12 protein-coding genes and 5 tRNA genes are annotated in these 15,281 nt (G+C 59.5%); 10 read left to right on the top strand and 7 right to left on the bottom strand.

Translation table 11 applies throughout. The features are described 5' to 3' along the window. Positions 1-29: 29 nt before the first annotated feature. Positions 30-722: a fumarylacetoacetate hydrolase family protein gene (locus K9857_RS10650; protein WP_224535567.1), complete on the bottom strand. Its 693-nt coding sequence runs from the start codon at positions 720-722 to the stop codon at positions 30-32. Positions 723-821: 99 nt separating this feature from the next. After that, the gene (locus tag K9857_RS10645) at positions 822-2,156 is read right to left on the bottom strand and encodes an MFS transporter (RefSeq protein ID WP_224535565.1); all 1,335 of its coding nucleotides are present in this window, start codon (positions 2,154-2,156) and stop codon (positions 822-824) included. 583 nt (positions 2,157-2,739) lie between these two features. Between K9857_RS10645 and K9857_RS10640 the strand changes: the two genes are divergently transcribed. Then, positions 2,740-3,672, top strand: coding sequence for a helix-turn-helix transcriptional regulator (locus K9857_RS10640; protein ID WP_224535563.1), 933 nt, complete (start codon positions 2,740-2,742; stop codon positions 3,670-3,672). Between the two features lie 51 nt (positions 3,673-3,723). On the opposite strand, the gene K9857_RS10635 is transcribed toward K9857_RS10640, so the two are convergent. The 3 genes from K9857_RS10635 to K9857_RS10625 form a co-directional block, all read right to left on the bottom strand. After that, positions 3,724-3,799, bottom strand: a tRNA-Asn gene (locus tag K9857_RS10635). Between the two features lie 103 nt (positions 3,800-3,902). After that, complete coding sequence (locus K9857_RS10630; protein WP_224535561.1) at positions 3,903-4,112, bottom strand: hypothetical protein; 210 nt, start codon at positions 4,110-4,112, stop codon at positions 3,903-3,905. A 233-nt stretch (positions 4,113-4,345) separates the two neighbouring features. Further along, a complete protein-coding gene (locus K9857_RS10625) occupies positions 4,346-5,542 on the bottom strand; it encodes an amino acid aminotransferase (RefSeq protein ID WP_224535559.1) in 1,197 nt (398 codons plus the stop codon). Between the two features lie 356 nt (positions 5,543-5,898). On the opposite strand from K9857_RS10625, the gene uvrB reads away from it, so the two are divergent. Continuing rightward, a complete protein-coding gene (uvrB, locus tag K9857_RS10620) occupies positions 5,899-7,914 on the top strand; it encodes an excinuclease ABC subunit UvrB (protein WP_224535557.1) in 2,016 nt (671 codons plus the stop codon). A 141-nt stretch (positions 7,915-8,055) separates the two neighbouring features. Here uvrB and K9857_RS10615 read toward each other — a convergent pair whose 3' ends face one another. Both K9857_RS10615 and K9857_RS10610 read right to left on the bottom strand, forming a co-directional pair. After that, positions 8,056-9,546 (bottom strand): MDR family MFS transporter, encoded by a 1,491-nt coding sequence (locus K9857_RS10615; RefSeq protein ID WP_224535642.1) that lies wholly within the window; start codon positions 9,544-9,546, stop codon positions 8,056-8,058. Between the two features lie 49 nt (positions 9,547-9,595). Continuing rightward, complete coding sequence (locus K9857_RS10610) at positions 9,596-10,684, bottom strand: HlyD family secretion protein (protein ID WP_224535555.1); 1,089 nt, start codon at positions 10,682-10,684, stop codon at positions 9,596-9,598. A 232-nt stretch (positions 10,685-10,916) separates the two neighbouring features. Here K9857_RS10610 and gltX point away from each other — a divergent pair, with 232 nt between their 5' ends. The 8 genes from gltX to K9857_RS10570 all read left to right on the top strand — a co-directional run bounded on the left by gltX (position 10,917) and on the right by K9857_RS10570 (position 15,256). Then, positions 10,917-12,398, top strand: coding sequence for a glutamate--tRNA ligase (gltX, locus tag K9857_RS10605; RefSeq protein ID WP_224535552.1), 1,482 nt, complete (start codon positions 10,917-10,919; stop codon positions 12,396-12,398). Positions 12,399-12,670: 272 nt separating this feature from the next. Next, positions 12,671-12,746 (top strand) — tRNA-Ala (locus tag K9857_RS10600). A 79-nt stretch (positions 12,747-12,825) separates the two neighbouring features. Then, a tRNA-Glu gene (locus tag K9857_RS10595) sits at positions 12,826-12,901 on the top strand. A 53-nt stretch (positions 12,902-12,954) separates the two neighbouring features. Beyond that, a tRNA-Ala gene (locus K9857_RS10590) sits at positions 12,955-13,030 on the top strand. Positions 13,031-13,108: 78 nt separating this feature from the next. After that, a tRNA-Glu gene (locus K9857_RS10585) sits at positions 13,109-13,184 on the top strand. A 184-nt stretch (positions 13,185-13,368) separates the two neighbouring features. After that, positions 13,369-13,908: a TetR/AcrR family transcriptional regulator gene (locus tag K9857_RS10580; RefSeq protein WP_224535550.1), complete on the top strand. Its 540-nt coding sequence runs from the start codon at positions 13,369-13,371 to the stop codon at positions 13,906-13,908. Positions 13,909-13,936: 28 nt separating this feature from the next. Beyond that, positions 13,937-14,770 carry an alpha/beta fold hydrolase gene (locus tag K9857_RS10575; RefSeq protein WP_224535548.1) on the top strand — a complete coding sequence of 278 codons (834 nt, stop codon included), beginning with the start codon at positions 13,937-13,939 and terminating at the stop codon, positions 14,768-14,770. Between the two features lie 48 nt (positions 14,771-14,818). Beyond that, positions 14,819-15,256 carry an acyl-CoA thioesterase gene (locus K9857_RS10570; protein ID WP_224535546.1) on the top strand — a complete coding sequence of 146 codons (438 nt, stop codon included), beginning with the start codon at positions 14,819-14,821 and terminating at the stop codon, positions 15,254-15,256. Positions 15,257-15,281: the final 25 nt, after the last annotated feature.

Genomic DNA, 15,281 nt, shown 5'->3' with positions numbered 1-15,281 from the left:
AATTCACTGAGGCGTGTTGTGTGTCAGATTCAGGGGCGCCGGCCGACGCGCATTTCGATCTGGCCGATGCCGTCGATGCCGGCGTGGATGATGTCTCCGGGTTGCAGCACATCGACGCCCGCGGGGCTGCCAGTCATGATCAGGTCGCCCGCGCGCAGCGCGACGGACTGGGAAATGCGGCTGATGATCTCGCTGACTGACCAGATTTGACTCTCGAGGCTGTCGCGCTGACGTTCTTCGCCGTTGACGTTCAACCACAAGTCACCATCGGGATGGCCTGCACGGGAGACCGGCACAATCGCGGTGATTGGCGCTGCGCCGTCGAATACCTTGGCGCCTTCCCACGGCATGCCACTGCTCTTGGCCGCGCGCTGGACATCTCGACGCGTCAGGTCAAGACCGGCGCCATAACCCCAGACGTACGCCAATGCCTGATCCTCAGGAATATTGGCGCCACCTTCGCCAATGGCAATCACCAACTCGATCTCGTGGGCGAACTCTTCGGTCAATGGCGGGAAGGCGATTTCGCCCTGTGCGTCCACCACATTGCTCGCCGGTTTCATGAAAAACACCGGTGGCAGGCGGGACTGGCCTTGCGTGTCGGGCCATGGGTAATTGCGACCGACGCAAAATACCCGGCCGACGGGAAAACGCTGCTGGCTGCCGGCAACCGGCAAGGTCACAGGCAGATCTGGTGTAAAAACATATTCGGGCATGTTCATCCGGGTATGGGTCCTTTATGAAACATCAGCGTACGGCGGCAATCTCGGGTGAAGTTGGACGAATGCCGCCTCGTCTTGGAGAAATAAGCTTTTCTTGAGTTAGCGGGCCTTCAGTTCGATGCGGTACAGGCGGCCTAGCAGCAACGAGTAGGACAAGGTCCCCATCAGCGCTACACCACCGATGAACCAGAAGGCCCAGGCGAAGGAGCCTGTGGACTGGACGATCGCGCCAATCACTATCGGTGTGACGATCCCGCCGATGTTGGCCGCGAGGCTGGTAACCCCTCCCGTCAGGCCGATCAGTTCCTTGGGTGCTACTTCCGATACGGCGGCCCACGACGAAGAGGCGATTCCCTGGGCAAAGAAGGCGATAGTCAAAATGGCAATGCAGATCACGTTTGAGTCGGTGAAATTCACCAGAACGATCGACATCCCCAGCATCGAGCCGACCACCAGTGGCAATTTGCGTGCGAAGGACATGGAGTAGCCGCGGCGTATCAGAAGATCGGAAATGATCCCGGCGAGCAGAATGCCTACGGTTGCACCTACGAATGGCAACACAGCAAAGATCCCGGCCTTGATCGTGGTGAGTTGCCGTTCTTCGATCAGATAGGTCGGGAACCAGGTGAGGAAGAAGTACAACGCCGAAGTGCTGGCAAACTTTCCAATACAAATTGCCCAGATCTGCCGATAGCCAAACAGTTCGGTGATTTGCCGCCAGTTGAAGCGGGTGCGTTCCTGGCTGCTCTTGACAAGACCACCACCGTTTTCAATGTATTTCAGTTCTTCCTTGCTGACTTTCTTGCAGCTCAGCGGGTCGCGGTACAGGAACAGCCAGATCACCCCGAACACGATGCCCAGCAATCCGGTGCTGTAAAACACATGGCGCCAGTCGAAGGTAGTGGCCAGCCAGAGCAACGCGCCGGTAAACAGGGCAGTGCCCAAATACTGGCCGCACACGTAGATGCTGCTGGCCATCCCGCGTTCACGTGCCGGGAACCACACGGTCACCGCCCGGCTATTGGCAGGAAATGCCGGCGCCTCCATCGCACCGACGGCCAGACGCAGGCCGAACAAGGATGCAAATCCTGTGGCAAAACCCTGCAAAACAGTGACTGTCGACCAACTGATCAGTGACACCCCATAGGTCAACCGGGAGCCGAAGCGGTCGGCGATGAACCCGGCAGGCACCAGCGCAAGGGCGTAAGTCCAGGCGAACGCGGAAAAAATCAGACCCATTTCGATCTTGTCCAGGCCCAGGTCCTTGGCCATGAAAGGTGCTGCGATCGAGATGTTCACACGGTCGATGTAGTTGATGATGGTTGCGATCAGCAGCAGCGACAGCATGAACCAGCGCCGGCGAGTCGGCAGTCGCTGGGTGGGCGCGGCATCGCGAGCGCCGGACGTCACTGAAGAGGTTGTGGAATTGGACATGGATGGACCTCGTTATTGTTAGAAGAATCGAGATATCTGTGCGCAGCCGAGCCCGTTGCCTCCCATTCGGGGCAGTGCAAGCGTTGCTTGGGTGAGCTGCGCGGACAACCGGCGTCAGGTGTTCAGGAACACCTTCCGACAAGTCGGATTCGGGGCGAGGTCGGGCGGGTCGTTGAGGGTGGAAAGCGGAGTCATGATATGCGCACCTGGTGATTATTTTTGGATGGGGCGGGCTGCGTTGCCTGTCACAGTGGTCGTACAACCATCCAAAATCAACGGAGGCGTTAGATCGTTTTTCTTTTGAAAATGCTGGGTAATGCATCTGTCCAAGAAAATATATGAGCCGTTCTTTCTTTGTAGTTCTATTAACTTATTGTTTTTATTGAAATAAAAAATTCGATATTGGATTATTTTTTTGGACAGGAAAATTCCCACACACAGATACAAATAATCCGTCGATATCTACGTCATCCTATGAGTTGTTGAATCCTGTCCGGGTTCACCCTCACAATCTCCCATGTCGTCTCCTCCATTTGCGGCGCGACGACTAGCTGTTCATGTACCTGTCGAGGATTCTCTGCAGATGTCGTCACCGAGTCGAGTACCTACCTACGTCATGCAGCAACGCAGCGAATTGACGGACTTTTACATCCGCGACAAAAAGGGGCGGCGTGCCGAAACCAGCCCCCATCGCCACGAATACTTTCAAATTCAGATCAACCTGGGTGGAGACACCGTGCAGCACATTGGCAACGTCGAGCGCCCGTTTCCGCGCAACACGCTCGCTTTCATCCTGCCGCATCGCGTGCATGTGATTCCGCACCCGGCGGACAGCAATTTCATGGTGATCAATTTCTCCCAGACCTTCCTGCTGCCGCACTTGCAATGCGATCCAATGGATCTGGAGGAAGTGTCGATTCTCCTCGCGCCGGAGCTATCGCCATTTCGCTTTCAGGAGCATCTGGACTTCATTTTGGGGGATGAGGATTTCAGCAAAGTCTGCGCCTTGATCGAACAGATGCGCTTGCTCGACGAGAACCGTCAGTTCGGCACCCGCGAGATGCTCAAGGGGCTGCTGCTGCAATTGGTGGGGAGTGTGTGCGCCTTGTATGCCGAGCCGCTCAAACGGCTGGCTGAAGAAAACGCCGCTGAAGTCAGCCGGCGCGATGCTTTGAGCAGAATGTCCGAATATTTGCGCAAGAACATCGCCGACCCGGACCTCAACCTGATCAAGGTGGCCGCAGCGACTTACCTGTCACCAACCTACTTGACGCACTGGTTGCGCAAGGAAATTGGCAAGACCTTCACCGAACTGGTGCTGGAACGCAGGATGCATGCGGCTCGCAATTATCTGCTCAATGGCACACGGCCGGTGGGGGAGGTGGCGAGGTTGTGTGGATTTGCTGACGAAGCTTACTTTTCTCGACGTTTTCGTCAGATCCATGGCCAACCGCCGGGACAATTCCGGCGCCAGCAACTAAACCCTGATACACCGCAGTCGCCGTTGAATACGTAATGATCACAACGCCAGAACGAAAAAACCCGCCATAGGCGGGTTTTTTGTATCTGGCTCCACGACCTGGACTCGAACCAGGGACCCAGTGATTAACAGTCACTTGCTCTACCAACTGAGCTATCGCGGAATGCCGGCTATGTTACTGATTCAAAAAGAGAAGTCAAGCGCCAGATAGCAATCGGACGGATTTAACGGGACAGACGGTGGTTTATCGACGATTGACGGCCGACCTAACCACCAAAGGTGATCGTGCCCATCATCAGCTTGGCGTAGAGCGCCGTGGCACCCAGTTGCACCAGCCACAGCGCCAGGCCGCCGAGGAACACACCGGTCGCCACTTGCATGACCAGGTTGCCGCTGCGTTTGGCCGGGGTGCGGGGGGTAAAGCGGTCCAGGTCATCAAGATCATCGCGGTCGGCGCGCAGGTTGTCGTTTTTCATAGGGTTCTCGCAGGAATTTCAGGGTGTACACAAACCTGTGGGAGCGGGCTTGCTCGCGAATGCGATGTGTCAGTCACATCCGTGTTGAATGAAGGACCGCTTTCGCGAGCAAGCCCGCTCCCACATTGAATTGCTGTGGAGTTTAGTGGGCGCAGGCGCTGTCTTGAGATTTATCTGCCACAAATAAAAACGGGAAGCCGACTGGCTTCCCGTTTTTCGTCTCAGTCTGCGGTTCAGATCACCTGAACGATCGCATCCGTCACGACTTTGATGTTGCTCTGGTTCAGCGCCGCCACGCAGATGCGGCCGGTGTCCAGGGCGTAGATGCCGAACTCGTTGCGCAGGCGGTGAACCTGTTCAACGGACAGGCCCGAGTAGGAGAACATGCCGCGCTGGCGACCGACGAAGCTGAAGTCACGCTGCGGAGCGTTTTTCGCCAGCAGGTCAACCATCTGGGTACGCATGCCCTTGATGCGCAGGCGCATTTCCGCCAGCTCGGCTTCCCACTGGGCGCGCAGTTCCGGGCTGTTCAGCACGGCGGCGACGATGCTTGCACCGTGGGTCGGCGGGTTGGAGTAGTTGGTGCGGATCACACGCTTGACCTGCGACAGCACGCGCGCGCTTTCTTCTTTCGATTCGCTGACGATCGACAGGGCGCCAACGCGCTCGCCGTACAGCGAGAAGGATTTGGAGAACGAGCTGGACACGAAGAAGGTCAGGCCCGACTCGGCGAACAGGCGCACGGCGGCGGCGTCTTCGTCGATGCCATCACCAAAGCCCTGGTAGGCCATGTCGAGGAACGGTACGTGACCTTTGGCCTTCACGGCTTCCAGAACGTTATTCCAGTCCGCCGGGCTCAGGTCGACGCCGGTCGGGTTGTGGCAGCAGGCGTGCAGCACCACGATCGAGCCGTTCGGCAGCGCGTTCAGGTCTTCCAGCAGGCCGGCGCGGTTCACGTCGTGGGTGGCGGCGTCGTAGTAGCGGTAGTTCTGCACCGGGAAACCGGCGGTTTCGAACAGCGCGCGGTGGTTTTCCCAGCTCGGGTCGCTGATGGCCACGACGGCGTTCGGCAGCAGTTGCTTGAGGAAGTCGGCACCGATTTTCAGTGCGCCGGTACCGCCGACGGCCTGGGTGGTGACTACGCGGCCAGCAGCGATCAACGGCGAATCATTGCCGAACAGCAGCTTCTGCACGGCCTGGTCGTAGGCGGCGATACCGTCGATTGGCAGGTAGCCACGGGAAGCGTGTTGAGCGACGCGAATCGTCTCGGCTTCGACAACGGCGCGCAGGAGTGGAATTCGCCCCTCCTCGTTGCAGTAAACACCTACCCCCAGATTGACCTTATCGGTACGGGTATCGGCGTTGAATGCTTCGTTGAGGCCCAGGATTGGATCGCGGGGTGCCATTTCGACAGCGGAGAACAGGCTCATTTTTGCGGCGGCTCTGAATGGAGAGTGGAGGGACGTGTGGCGCTCCAGCCGAATGCACTAGAGCGGTGCACAAACGGGGAGCTAGTATAGAGGCCATCTGCGACGGATAGCGACAGACGATTGGTCTTTTAACCCAAGTTTTTCCGATTATTTTTCGACCGTTAGTCGATTGGTGTAATCAAAGACTTCAACGGGCGTAGGACGTTTGCCTTGAAAGCGATGGCAATCGGCTCCACATTGAGCACAATCCCGCTTTTTCCTGCGACGACGCGCGTCGTTTGCGGCCTTCCCGTTCCTGCCGGTTGCGCCGACAACAGTGCTCCGAGAACAGTGCTCCGAGAACAGAGAGATCATTCATGTCCGAATTTGAGCTAGTCACCCGTTTTGCCCCCGCCGGCGATCAGCCGGAAGCCATCCGCCTGATGGTCGAGGGCATCGAGGCGGGGCTGGCGCACCAGACGCTGCTCGGTGTGACCGGTTCGGGCAAGACCTTCAGCATCGCCAACGTGATCGCCCAGGTGCAGCGTCCGACCCTGGTGCTGGCGCCGAACAAGACCCTGGCGGCGCAGTTGTACGGCGAATTCAAGGCGTTTTTCCCGAACAACGCCGTCGAGTACTTCGTTTCCTACTACGACTACTACCAGCCGGAAGCGTACGTGCCGTCCTCGGACACCTTCATCGAGAAGGACGCCTCGATCAACGACCACATCGAGCAGATGCGCCTGTCCGCGACCAAGGCCCTGCTGGAGCGCAAGGACGCCATCATCGTCACCACGGTGTCCTGCATCTATGGTCTGGGCAGTCCGGAAACCTATCTGAAGATGGTGTTGCACGTGGATCGCGGCGACAAGCTGGATCAGCGCGCGCTGCTGCGACGCCTCGCCGACCTTCAATACACGCGCAACGACATGGATTTCGCCCGTGCGACCTTCCGCGTGCGCGGCGATGTGATCGATATCCACCCGGCGGAATCGGATTTCGAAGCAATCCGCATCGAGCTGTTCGATGACGAAGTGGAAAGTCTGTCGGCGTTCGATCCGTTGACCGGTGAGGTCCTGCGCAAGCTGCCACGCTTCACATTTTATCCGAAGAGCCACTACGTCACTCCGCGGGAAACTCTGCTCGATGCGGTCGAGGGCATCAAGGTCGAATTGCAAGAGCGACTGGAATACCTGCGTTCCAACAACAAACTGGTGGAAGCCCAGCGCCTGGAACAGCGCACCCGTTTCGATCTGGAGATGATCCTCGAGCTGGGTTATTGCAACGGCATCGAAAACTACTCGCGCTACCTGTCCGGCCGGCCGGCCGGCGCGGCGCCGCCGACGCTCTACGACTACCTGCCCGCCGACGCTTTGCTGGTGATCGACGAATCCCACGTCAGCGTGCCGCAGGTCGGCGCCATGTACAAAGGCGACCGCTCGCGTAAAGAAACCCTGGTGGAATACGGCTTCCGCCTGCCTTCGGCGCTGGACAACCGACCGATGCGCTTCGACGAATGGGAAGGGGTGAGCCCGCAAACCATTTTCGTCTCGGCCACGCCGGGCAACTATGAGGCCGAACACGCCGGGCGCGTCATCGACATGGTGGTGCGTCCGACCGGCCTGGTGGACCCGCAGATCGAGATCCGCCCGGCCCTGACTCAGGTCGACGACTTGCTCTCGGAAATCACCAAGCGCGTGGCGCTGGAAGAGCGGGTGCTGGTCACCACGCTGACCAAGCGCATGGCCGAAGACCTGACCGATTACCTGGCCGATCACGGAGTGCGCGTGCGTTACCTGCACTCGGACATCGACACCGTGGAGCGGGTCGAGATCATCCGCGATCTGCGCCTGGGCACCTTCGATGTGCTGGTGGGGATCAACCTGCTGCGCGAAGGCCTGGACATGCCGGAAGTGTCGCTGGTGGCGATTCTCGATGCTGACAAGGAAGGTTTCCTGCGTTCCGAGCGCTCGCTGATCCAGACCATCGGCCGGGCGGCGCGTAACCTCAATGGTCGGGCGATTCTGTATGCCGACCGCATCACCGGCTCCATGGAGCGGGCTATCGGCGAAACGGAACGCCGGCGCGACAAGCAGATCGCGTTCAACCTGGCCAATGGGATCGTGCCCAAAGGGGTGGTCAAGGACGTGGCCGACATCATGGAAGGCGCCACCGTGCCGGGCTCGCGCAGCAAGAAGCGCAAGGGCATGGCCAAGGCTGCCGAGGAGAGCGCCAAGTACGAAGCGGAGTTGCGCTCGCCGGGTGAGATCACCAAGCGGATCAAGGCGCTGGAAGAGAAGATGTATCAGCTGGCGCGGGATCTGGAGTTCGAAGCGGCGGCGCAGATGCGCGATGAGATTGCCAAGTTGCGGGATCGGTTGATCACAGTTTGATTTTTGTGCTGTTCCTGCTGGCCTCTTCGCGGGCAAGCCCGCTCCCACAGGGTTTTGTGGTGAACACAAAATTTGCAATCACCAGCAATCACTGTGGGAGCGGGCTTGCCCGCGAAGAGGCCATCGAAGGCAACACAAAACTCAATGAGCCTCCCCAGCCTTGAGCCCCGCCGGCAATGTCCTGGTCAACAACACCGCCACCATGCTGATCCCCAGCGCAATCCCGACAAAATGAAACGCATCGTTGTAGGCCATGATCGACGCCTGCTGATGAGCAATCTCACTGAGTTTGGCCAGCGCCGCATTTTCATTGCCCAGCTTGTCGGTCAATGACGCCAGGCGCTCGGCCACCTGCGGATTGCTCGGCACGATGGATTCACGCAAATAATCGAAGTAGGTCTTGGTCCGCGCATCCAGCAAGGTGGCGAGGAGGGCGATGCCGATCGCGCCGCCCAGGTTGCGCAGGATATTAAACAGACTCGACGCCGAGCCCGCGTCCTGGGGCAGGATGTACGCTGTGGCGATCAGCGAGATGGTCACCATGATCAGCGGCTGGCCCAGGGCCCGGATGATCTGGATCTGATTGAACTGCGGTCCGGCGAAATCCGGGTTCAGCACTCCGGAAGAAAAACTCGCCAGGCCGAACAGGCCGAAACCCACCGTGCACAGCCATTTCGGTGAGATGTACTTCATCAGCTTCGGCACCAGCGGAATCAGAAACAGCTGGGGCACGCCCATCCACATGATCACTTCACCGATCTGCAGGGCGTTGTAGTTCTGGATCTGCGCCAGGTACAGCGGCAACAGATAGATCGAACCGTACAGCCCGACCCCCATACCTATACTGGAAATACTCGACAGGCCGAAGTTGCGATTGCCCAGGATGCCAAGGTTGATCAGCGGATTGGGTTTGGAAAACTGCACGATCACAAAGGTGATCAGGCTGATCAGGGCGATGCTGCCGAGGGTGACGATCAGGTCAGATTCGAGCCAGTCCTTGCGATGACCTTCCTCCAGAAACACCTGCAGGCAGCCCAGGCCGACGCCGAGGGTGACGATGCCGGCGTAGTCGGTGCTTTTCAGCAACTCCCAGTGCGCTTCCTTCTTCTCCAGACCGTACATCAGGCCGGCGATCATGATCAGGCCGGGTGGAATGTTGATATAGAAGATGTACTCCCAACCCCAGTTTTCAGTCAGCCAGCCGCCGAGGGTCGGGCCAATGGAGGGAGCGAAAGTGGCGGTCATGGCGAACATCGCCATGCCTTTGGCGCGGTGATGTTCGGGCAGCTTGATCAGGGTCAGGGTGAACGCCAGCGGGATCAGCGCGCCGCCGGTAAAGCCCTGGAGCGCACGGAAGACGATCATGCTTTCCAGACTCCAGGCCATGGAGCAAAGCAGCGAGGCGACCAAGAAACCCAATGACACCCAGACGGCCAGCCGCCGCGCCGACAGCAACTGCACCAGCCAGGCGGTGAGCGGGATCATGATGATTTCCGCCACCAGATAGGAGGTGGAGATCCACGAGCCTTCTTCCAGGGTGGCCGAGAGGGCGCCCTGAATGTCCTTGAGCGAGGAGTTGGTGATCTGGATATCGAGCACGGCCATGAAGGCGCCGAGCATCACGCTCATCACCGCGATCCAGTCCCGCCGGGTCGGTTCCCCGACCGGACGGATCAGTTGATCACCGGCCATCGTCAGCGCTGTCTTTGCTGCTTACCTTGTGCGCGGCGGATTCAGGGGCGTCCTTGATGTTGACGGTGGCGGTCACCGACATGCCCGGGCGGATCTTGCCGCGCAGAGGGTTATCGGCGGCGAAGGTCAGCTTGACCGGAATCCTTTGTACGACCTTGGTGAAGTTGCCGGTGGCGTTGTCCGGCGGCAACAGGCTGAACTGCGCGCCCGAGGCGGCGAACAGGCTGTCGACCCGGGCTTCGATCGGCGTGTCGCCGTAGGCGTCGAAGGTCAGCTCGGCTTTCTGCCCGGGCTGCATGTGGCCGATCTGGGTTTCCTTGAAATTGGCCTGAATCCAGATGTCTTCATCGGGCACGATCGACAGCAGGTAAGCGCCGGCCTGCACGTACTGGCCTTCTCGGGCCGCGCGCTGGCCGATCAGGCCGCTGATCGGCGCGTGGATTTCGCTGCGGGTCAGGTTCAGCTCGGCCTGGGCCAGATCGGCCTTGGCGTTGGCGATCTGCGCGTCGAGGCGCTTGATGTCGGCGTTCAGCGCATTGACCTGCTGGCGCTGACCCTGGGCATCGGCCTGGGCCTTGCTCAGTTGCGATTGGGCAATGTGGTTGTCGGCAGAGAGGGTGGTGACCCTTTCTTCGGAAACGTAACCGGGTTTGCGCAGGGTCTGGGCGCGGGCCAGGTCGATCTGCGAACGGCCGAGGCTGGCCTGTGTGGAGGCGACCTGAGCATCGCTGGCGGCGATCAGGCTGGACTGTTGCGTCAGCTTGCTCTGGGCTTGCAAGCGCTCGGCCTGGCGGGTGGCGAGGGCGGCGTTGGCGCGGTCGACGGCGAGGCGGAAATCATCGCCTTCGAGCCGGATCAGTACCTGGCCTTTCTCGACGTGCTGGTTGTCCTGCACCAGCACCTGCTCGATGCGCGCCCCCAGCTGGCTGGATACACGGGTGATCTCGCCCTGGACATACGCGTTGTCGGTGCTTTCATAAAAACGCCCCTTGAAGAACCAATGGGCAAAGAAGCCCCCGGCGATCAGCAGGACGAGGAGCAGGAAAACGGACAGGCGACGCTTGAGTTGGGCAGGCATGGGGCAAACTGTAGTCGAGAATATGTAAGGAAAGTTATCAGCAGGTGAATCTGGCATGAAGCCGACAAGCGGTAAATGCCATCCCTTGATATTCGGCCATTCACCGCGTGATACGGGCGTTCCAGACGCAACCTTGGCTTAAATGCCCTGTTCGCTGGAGCGGGGCGGGTGTCGCCTGTTACCATTCGCGGCTTGATTGTTTCTTTGCTTTTCATTCTTTTCGAGACATGCCATGACCACCGTCCGCACTCGCATCGCGCCATCGCCTACCGGGGATCCCCACGTAGGTACCGCTTACATCGCATTGTTCAACTACTGCTTTGCCAAGCAGCACGGCGGTGAGTTCATTCTGCGGATCGAAGACACCGACCAGTTGCGTTCGACCCGCGAGTCCGAACAGCAGATCTTCGACGCACTGCGCTGGCTGGGCATCGACTGGAGCGAAGGCCCGGACGTTGGCGGCCCGCACGGTCCGTACCGTCAGAGCGAGCGTGGCGACATTTATCAGAAGTACTGCCAGCAGTTGGTCGACCTGGGCCATGCCTTCCCGTGCTTCTGCACCGCCGAAGAGCTGGACCAGATGCGCGCCGAGCAGATGGCCCGCGGCGAAACCCCGCGTTACGACGGCCGCGCCTTGCTGCTGTCCAAGGAAGAAGTGGCCCGCCGCCTGGCTGCCGGCGAGCCGCACGTGATCCGCATGAAGGTGCCGACCGAAGGCGTCTGCGTGGTGCCGGACATGCTGCGCGGCGACGTTGAAATCCCGTGGGACCGCATGGACATGCAAGTCCTGATGAAGACCGACGGCCTGCCGACCTACTTCCTGGCCAACGTGGTCGACGACCACCTGATGGGCATCACCCACGTCCTGCGCGGCGAAGAGTGGCTGCCATCGGCACCGAAACTGATCCTCTTGTACGAGTACTTCGGCTGGGAACAACCAGAGCTGTGCTACATGCCGCTTCTGCGTAACCCGGACAAGAGCAAGCTGTCCAAGCGCAAGAACCCGACGTCAGTGACTTTCTACGAGCGCATGGGCTTCATGCCGGAAGCCATGCTCAACTACCTGGGCCGCATGGGCTGGTCGATGCCGGACGAGCGCGAGAAGTTCTCGCTGCAGGAAATGGTCGACAACTTCGACCTCAAGCGCGTTTCCCTGGGCGGGCCGATTTTCGACATCGAGAAGCTGTCGTGGCTCAACGGCCAGTGGCTGCGTGACCTGCCGGTGGAAGAGTTCGCGGCACGGGTGCAGAAGTGGGCATTCAATTCCGAATACATGATGAAGATCGCGCCGCACGTTCAGGGCCGGGTTGAAACCTTCAGCCAGGTCGCACCGCTGGCCGGCTTCTTCTTCGCCGGTGGCGTGAACCCGGATGCCAGCCTGTTCGAATCCAAGAAGCTCTCGGGCGATCAGGTGCGTCAGCTGATGCAACTGATCCTCTGGAAGCTGGAAAGCCTGCGTCACTGGGAGAAGGACAACATCACCGCGACGATTCAGGCAGTGGTCGAGTCCCTGCAACTGAAGCTGCGTGATGCCATGCCGCTGATGTTCGCCGCGATCACCGGGCAGGCCAGCTCGGTATCGGTGCTCGACGCGATGGAAATCCTCGGCCCGGACCTGACCCGTTTCCGCTTGCGCCAGGCAATCGACCTGCTGGGCGGTGTGTCGAAGAAAGAAAACAAAGAGTGGGAAAAGCTGCTGGGCGCTATCGCCTGATTCCCTGTAGCAGCTGCCGAGGTACGAGGCTGCATCGGGCTGCGCAGCCGCCCCTTTATGGACAACATGAAGGGGCAGGGCGAGCGCTTCGCACTCGAACGCAGCCTGCGGCAGCTGCTACAGAGACGGTTTTACCCCCGGATTTCCGGGGGGAGGGCGGTAAGTGATTGTTATGCCGACAAAAAATTTTAAATTTTTTGAAAAATAAGTTTGACAGGCTTTCGATACGCCCTTAAGATTCGCCCCGTCCTCAGCGATGACATCAACGATGAGGGGCTATAGCTCAGCTGGGAGAGCGCCTGCATGGCATGCAGGAGGTCAGCGGTTCGATCCCGCTTAGCTCCACCAATTTACAGTTCAAGGTCTGGCCACACCGGCCTTGAATCGACCAGCACTCAGCACTGGTCAGTTGTAAAGAAGGGTTTGCGTCCCCTTCGTCTAGTGGCCTAGGACACCGCCCTTTCACGGCGGTAACAGGGGTTCGAGTCCCCTAGGGGACGCCAGTTTTACAGAAGCGATGTTGCAAGAGATCGCTCCGCCGAGAGGCGAAAAATCCGGGGCTATAGCTCAGCTGGGAGAGCGCCTGCATGGCATGCAGGAGGTCAGCGGTTCGATCCCGCTTAGCTCCACCAATTTACAGTTCAAGGTCTGGCCACACCGGCCTTGAATCGATCAGCACTCAGCACTGATCAGTTGTACAGAAGGTTTGTGTCCCCTTCGTCTAGTGGCCTAGGACACCGCCCTTTCACGGCGGTAACAGGGGTTCGAGTCCCCTAGGGGACGCCACGATTACCCGCTCTGCGGGATTTTATAAGGGTCATTCAATTATTGAATGGCCCTTTTGTTTGTCTGGCGTTTGGCCAAATCCCCCCATTTCTCTCAAACTGTTCTTCAGACCAGCGGTCACATTCATGACTTGCAGAATATTATTATGAGAATAATATTCTAATCGTAATATTTGGAGGCAAAGATGAACGACAAGAAAGCTCAAACCCGAGAACGCATTCTCAAGGCCGCCAGCGCAGCGCTGATCCAGCGTGGCCCGGCCGAACCGAGCGTGGGCGAAGTGATGGGCGCGGCCGGCCTGACTGTCGGCGGCTTCTATGCGCACTTCGAAAGCAAGGACGCGATGATGCTGGAGGCGTTCAAGCATTTGCTGGCACGCCGTCGTGACTCGATTTCCGACATGGATGCCGAGTTGACCGGTGAAGAGCGTCGCGCCTTGGTCGCCGCGTTCTATCTGTCGCGCAAACACCGTGATTCCAGCGAGTCTGCCTGCCCGATCCCGGCCTCCATCGGCGAGCTCGGACGTCTGCCGGATTCTTTCCGTGCCGCACTCAATGAGCACACGGAAATGATGATCGCGCAGTTGGCGGACAGCCCTGAAGACATCGAAAAAGCTTTGGCCGACATGGCCTTGATGGTGGGTGGCCTGGCGCTGGCACGGGCGCTGGGGCCTGGTGATTTATCCGATCGATTGTTGCGCGCGGCCAAATCGGCGGTGCGTTGACCTGAAGGCTAGGCCTTGGGAGAGAGCGATGAGCACGTTGAAGTGGGTTCGTGGCGTTAATGGCACCTTGGGCTGGTTCGCTCCAAAACTGGTCGCAAGCAAAATGCGACTGGCGTTCATGACGCCGCGGGATTTTCCACCCAGTGACTGGGAATTGCCGCTGCTGGCGAAATCCGAACGAATCACTTTGCGTTTCGGCCTCTCTGCGTTGCGCTGGGGGCAGGGCCCGACAGTGCTGCTGATGCACGGCTGGGAAGGTCGGCCGACGCAATTCGCCACCCTGATCACCGTCTTGGTCGAAGCCGGCTACACCGTGGTCGCCCTCGATGGCCCGGCACACGGTCGCTCGCCGGGCACCGAAGCGAATGTCGTGCTGTTCGCCCGTGCCATGCTCGAAGCCGCTGCCGAATTGCCGCCGTTGCAAGCGGTCATCGGCCATTCCATGGGTGGCGCCAGTGCCATGCTGGCGGTGCAATTGGGTCTGCGCACCGAAACCCTGGTCACCATTGGCGCTCCTGCGCGCATTCTTGGGGTATTGCGCGGTTTCGCCCGTTACGTGCGACTGCCGCCGAAAGCTCGCTCGGCCTTCATTCGCCAGGTCGAGAAAGATGTCGGCATGCGTGCCGCCACGCTGGACGTTGCGCACTATCAACTCGACATGCCCGGCCTGATCGTTCATGCCGAAGACGACAAATATGTCCCGGCCAAGGAAGCGCAATTGATCCACGAGGCCTGGTTCGACAGTCGCCTGCTGCGCCTGGAGGAGGGTGGCCATCATCGGGTGCTCGCCGACCCTCGGGTGATTGATGGCGTGTTATCACTGCTGGCCGGTCGCAGCCTGCAATCGCGCCAATCGGCCTGAGCATCCGTTACACTGCGCCGGTCGACAATATCTGACCGGGAGTGGGGCATGGGCTGGGATCGGGCAACGCCGTTCATCATTGATCTGCAAGTGGCCGCCGAAGACATCGATGGGCTGGGGCACGCCAATAACGCGGTTTACGTGACCTGGCTCGAGCGTTGCGCCTGGCGGCACTCGCAGCGCCTCGGTCTGGATCTTGCCGAATATCGCCGTCTGGACCGTGCGATGGCGGTGGTGCGGCACGAGATCGACTATCTGGCGGCGGCCTACGAGGGCGATGAGTTGCAGATGGCGACCTGGATCGTCGACTGGGACCAGCGCCTGAAGATGACCCGTCATTTCCAGTTGAAGCGGCCCAGTGACAATACGACGCTGCTGCGCGCGCAAACCACCTTCGTCTGCATCGAGCTGTCCACGGGTAAGCCCAAGCGTATGCCCGCAGAATTCATCGAGGGTTATGGCCCGGCACTCCAACTCCCGGCCTGATCCCACGGATGTACCCAGACCCCAT

It is taken from the genome of Pseudomonas sp. REP124 (assembly GCF_020164475.1).
Classification (GTDB): Bacteria; Pseudomonadota; Gammaproteobacteria; order Pseudomonadales; family Pseudomonadaceae; genus Aquipseudomonas.
Note: the sequence above shows the minus strand (reverse complement) of the source record. Positions and strands in the feature narration are given on the sequence as shown.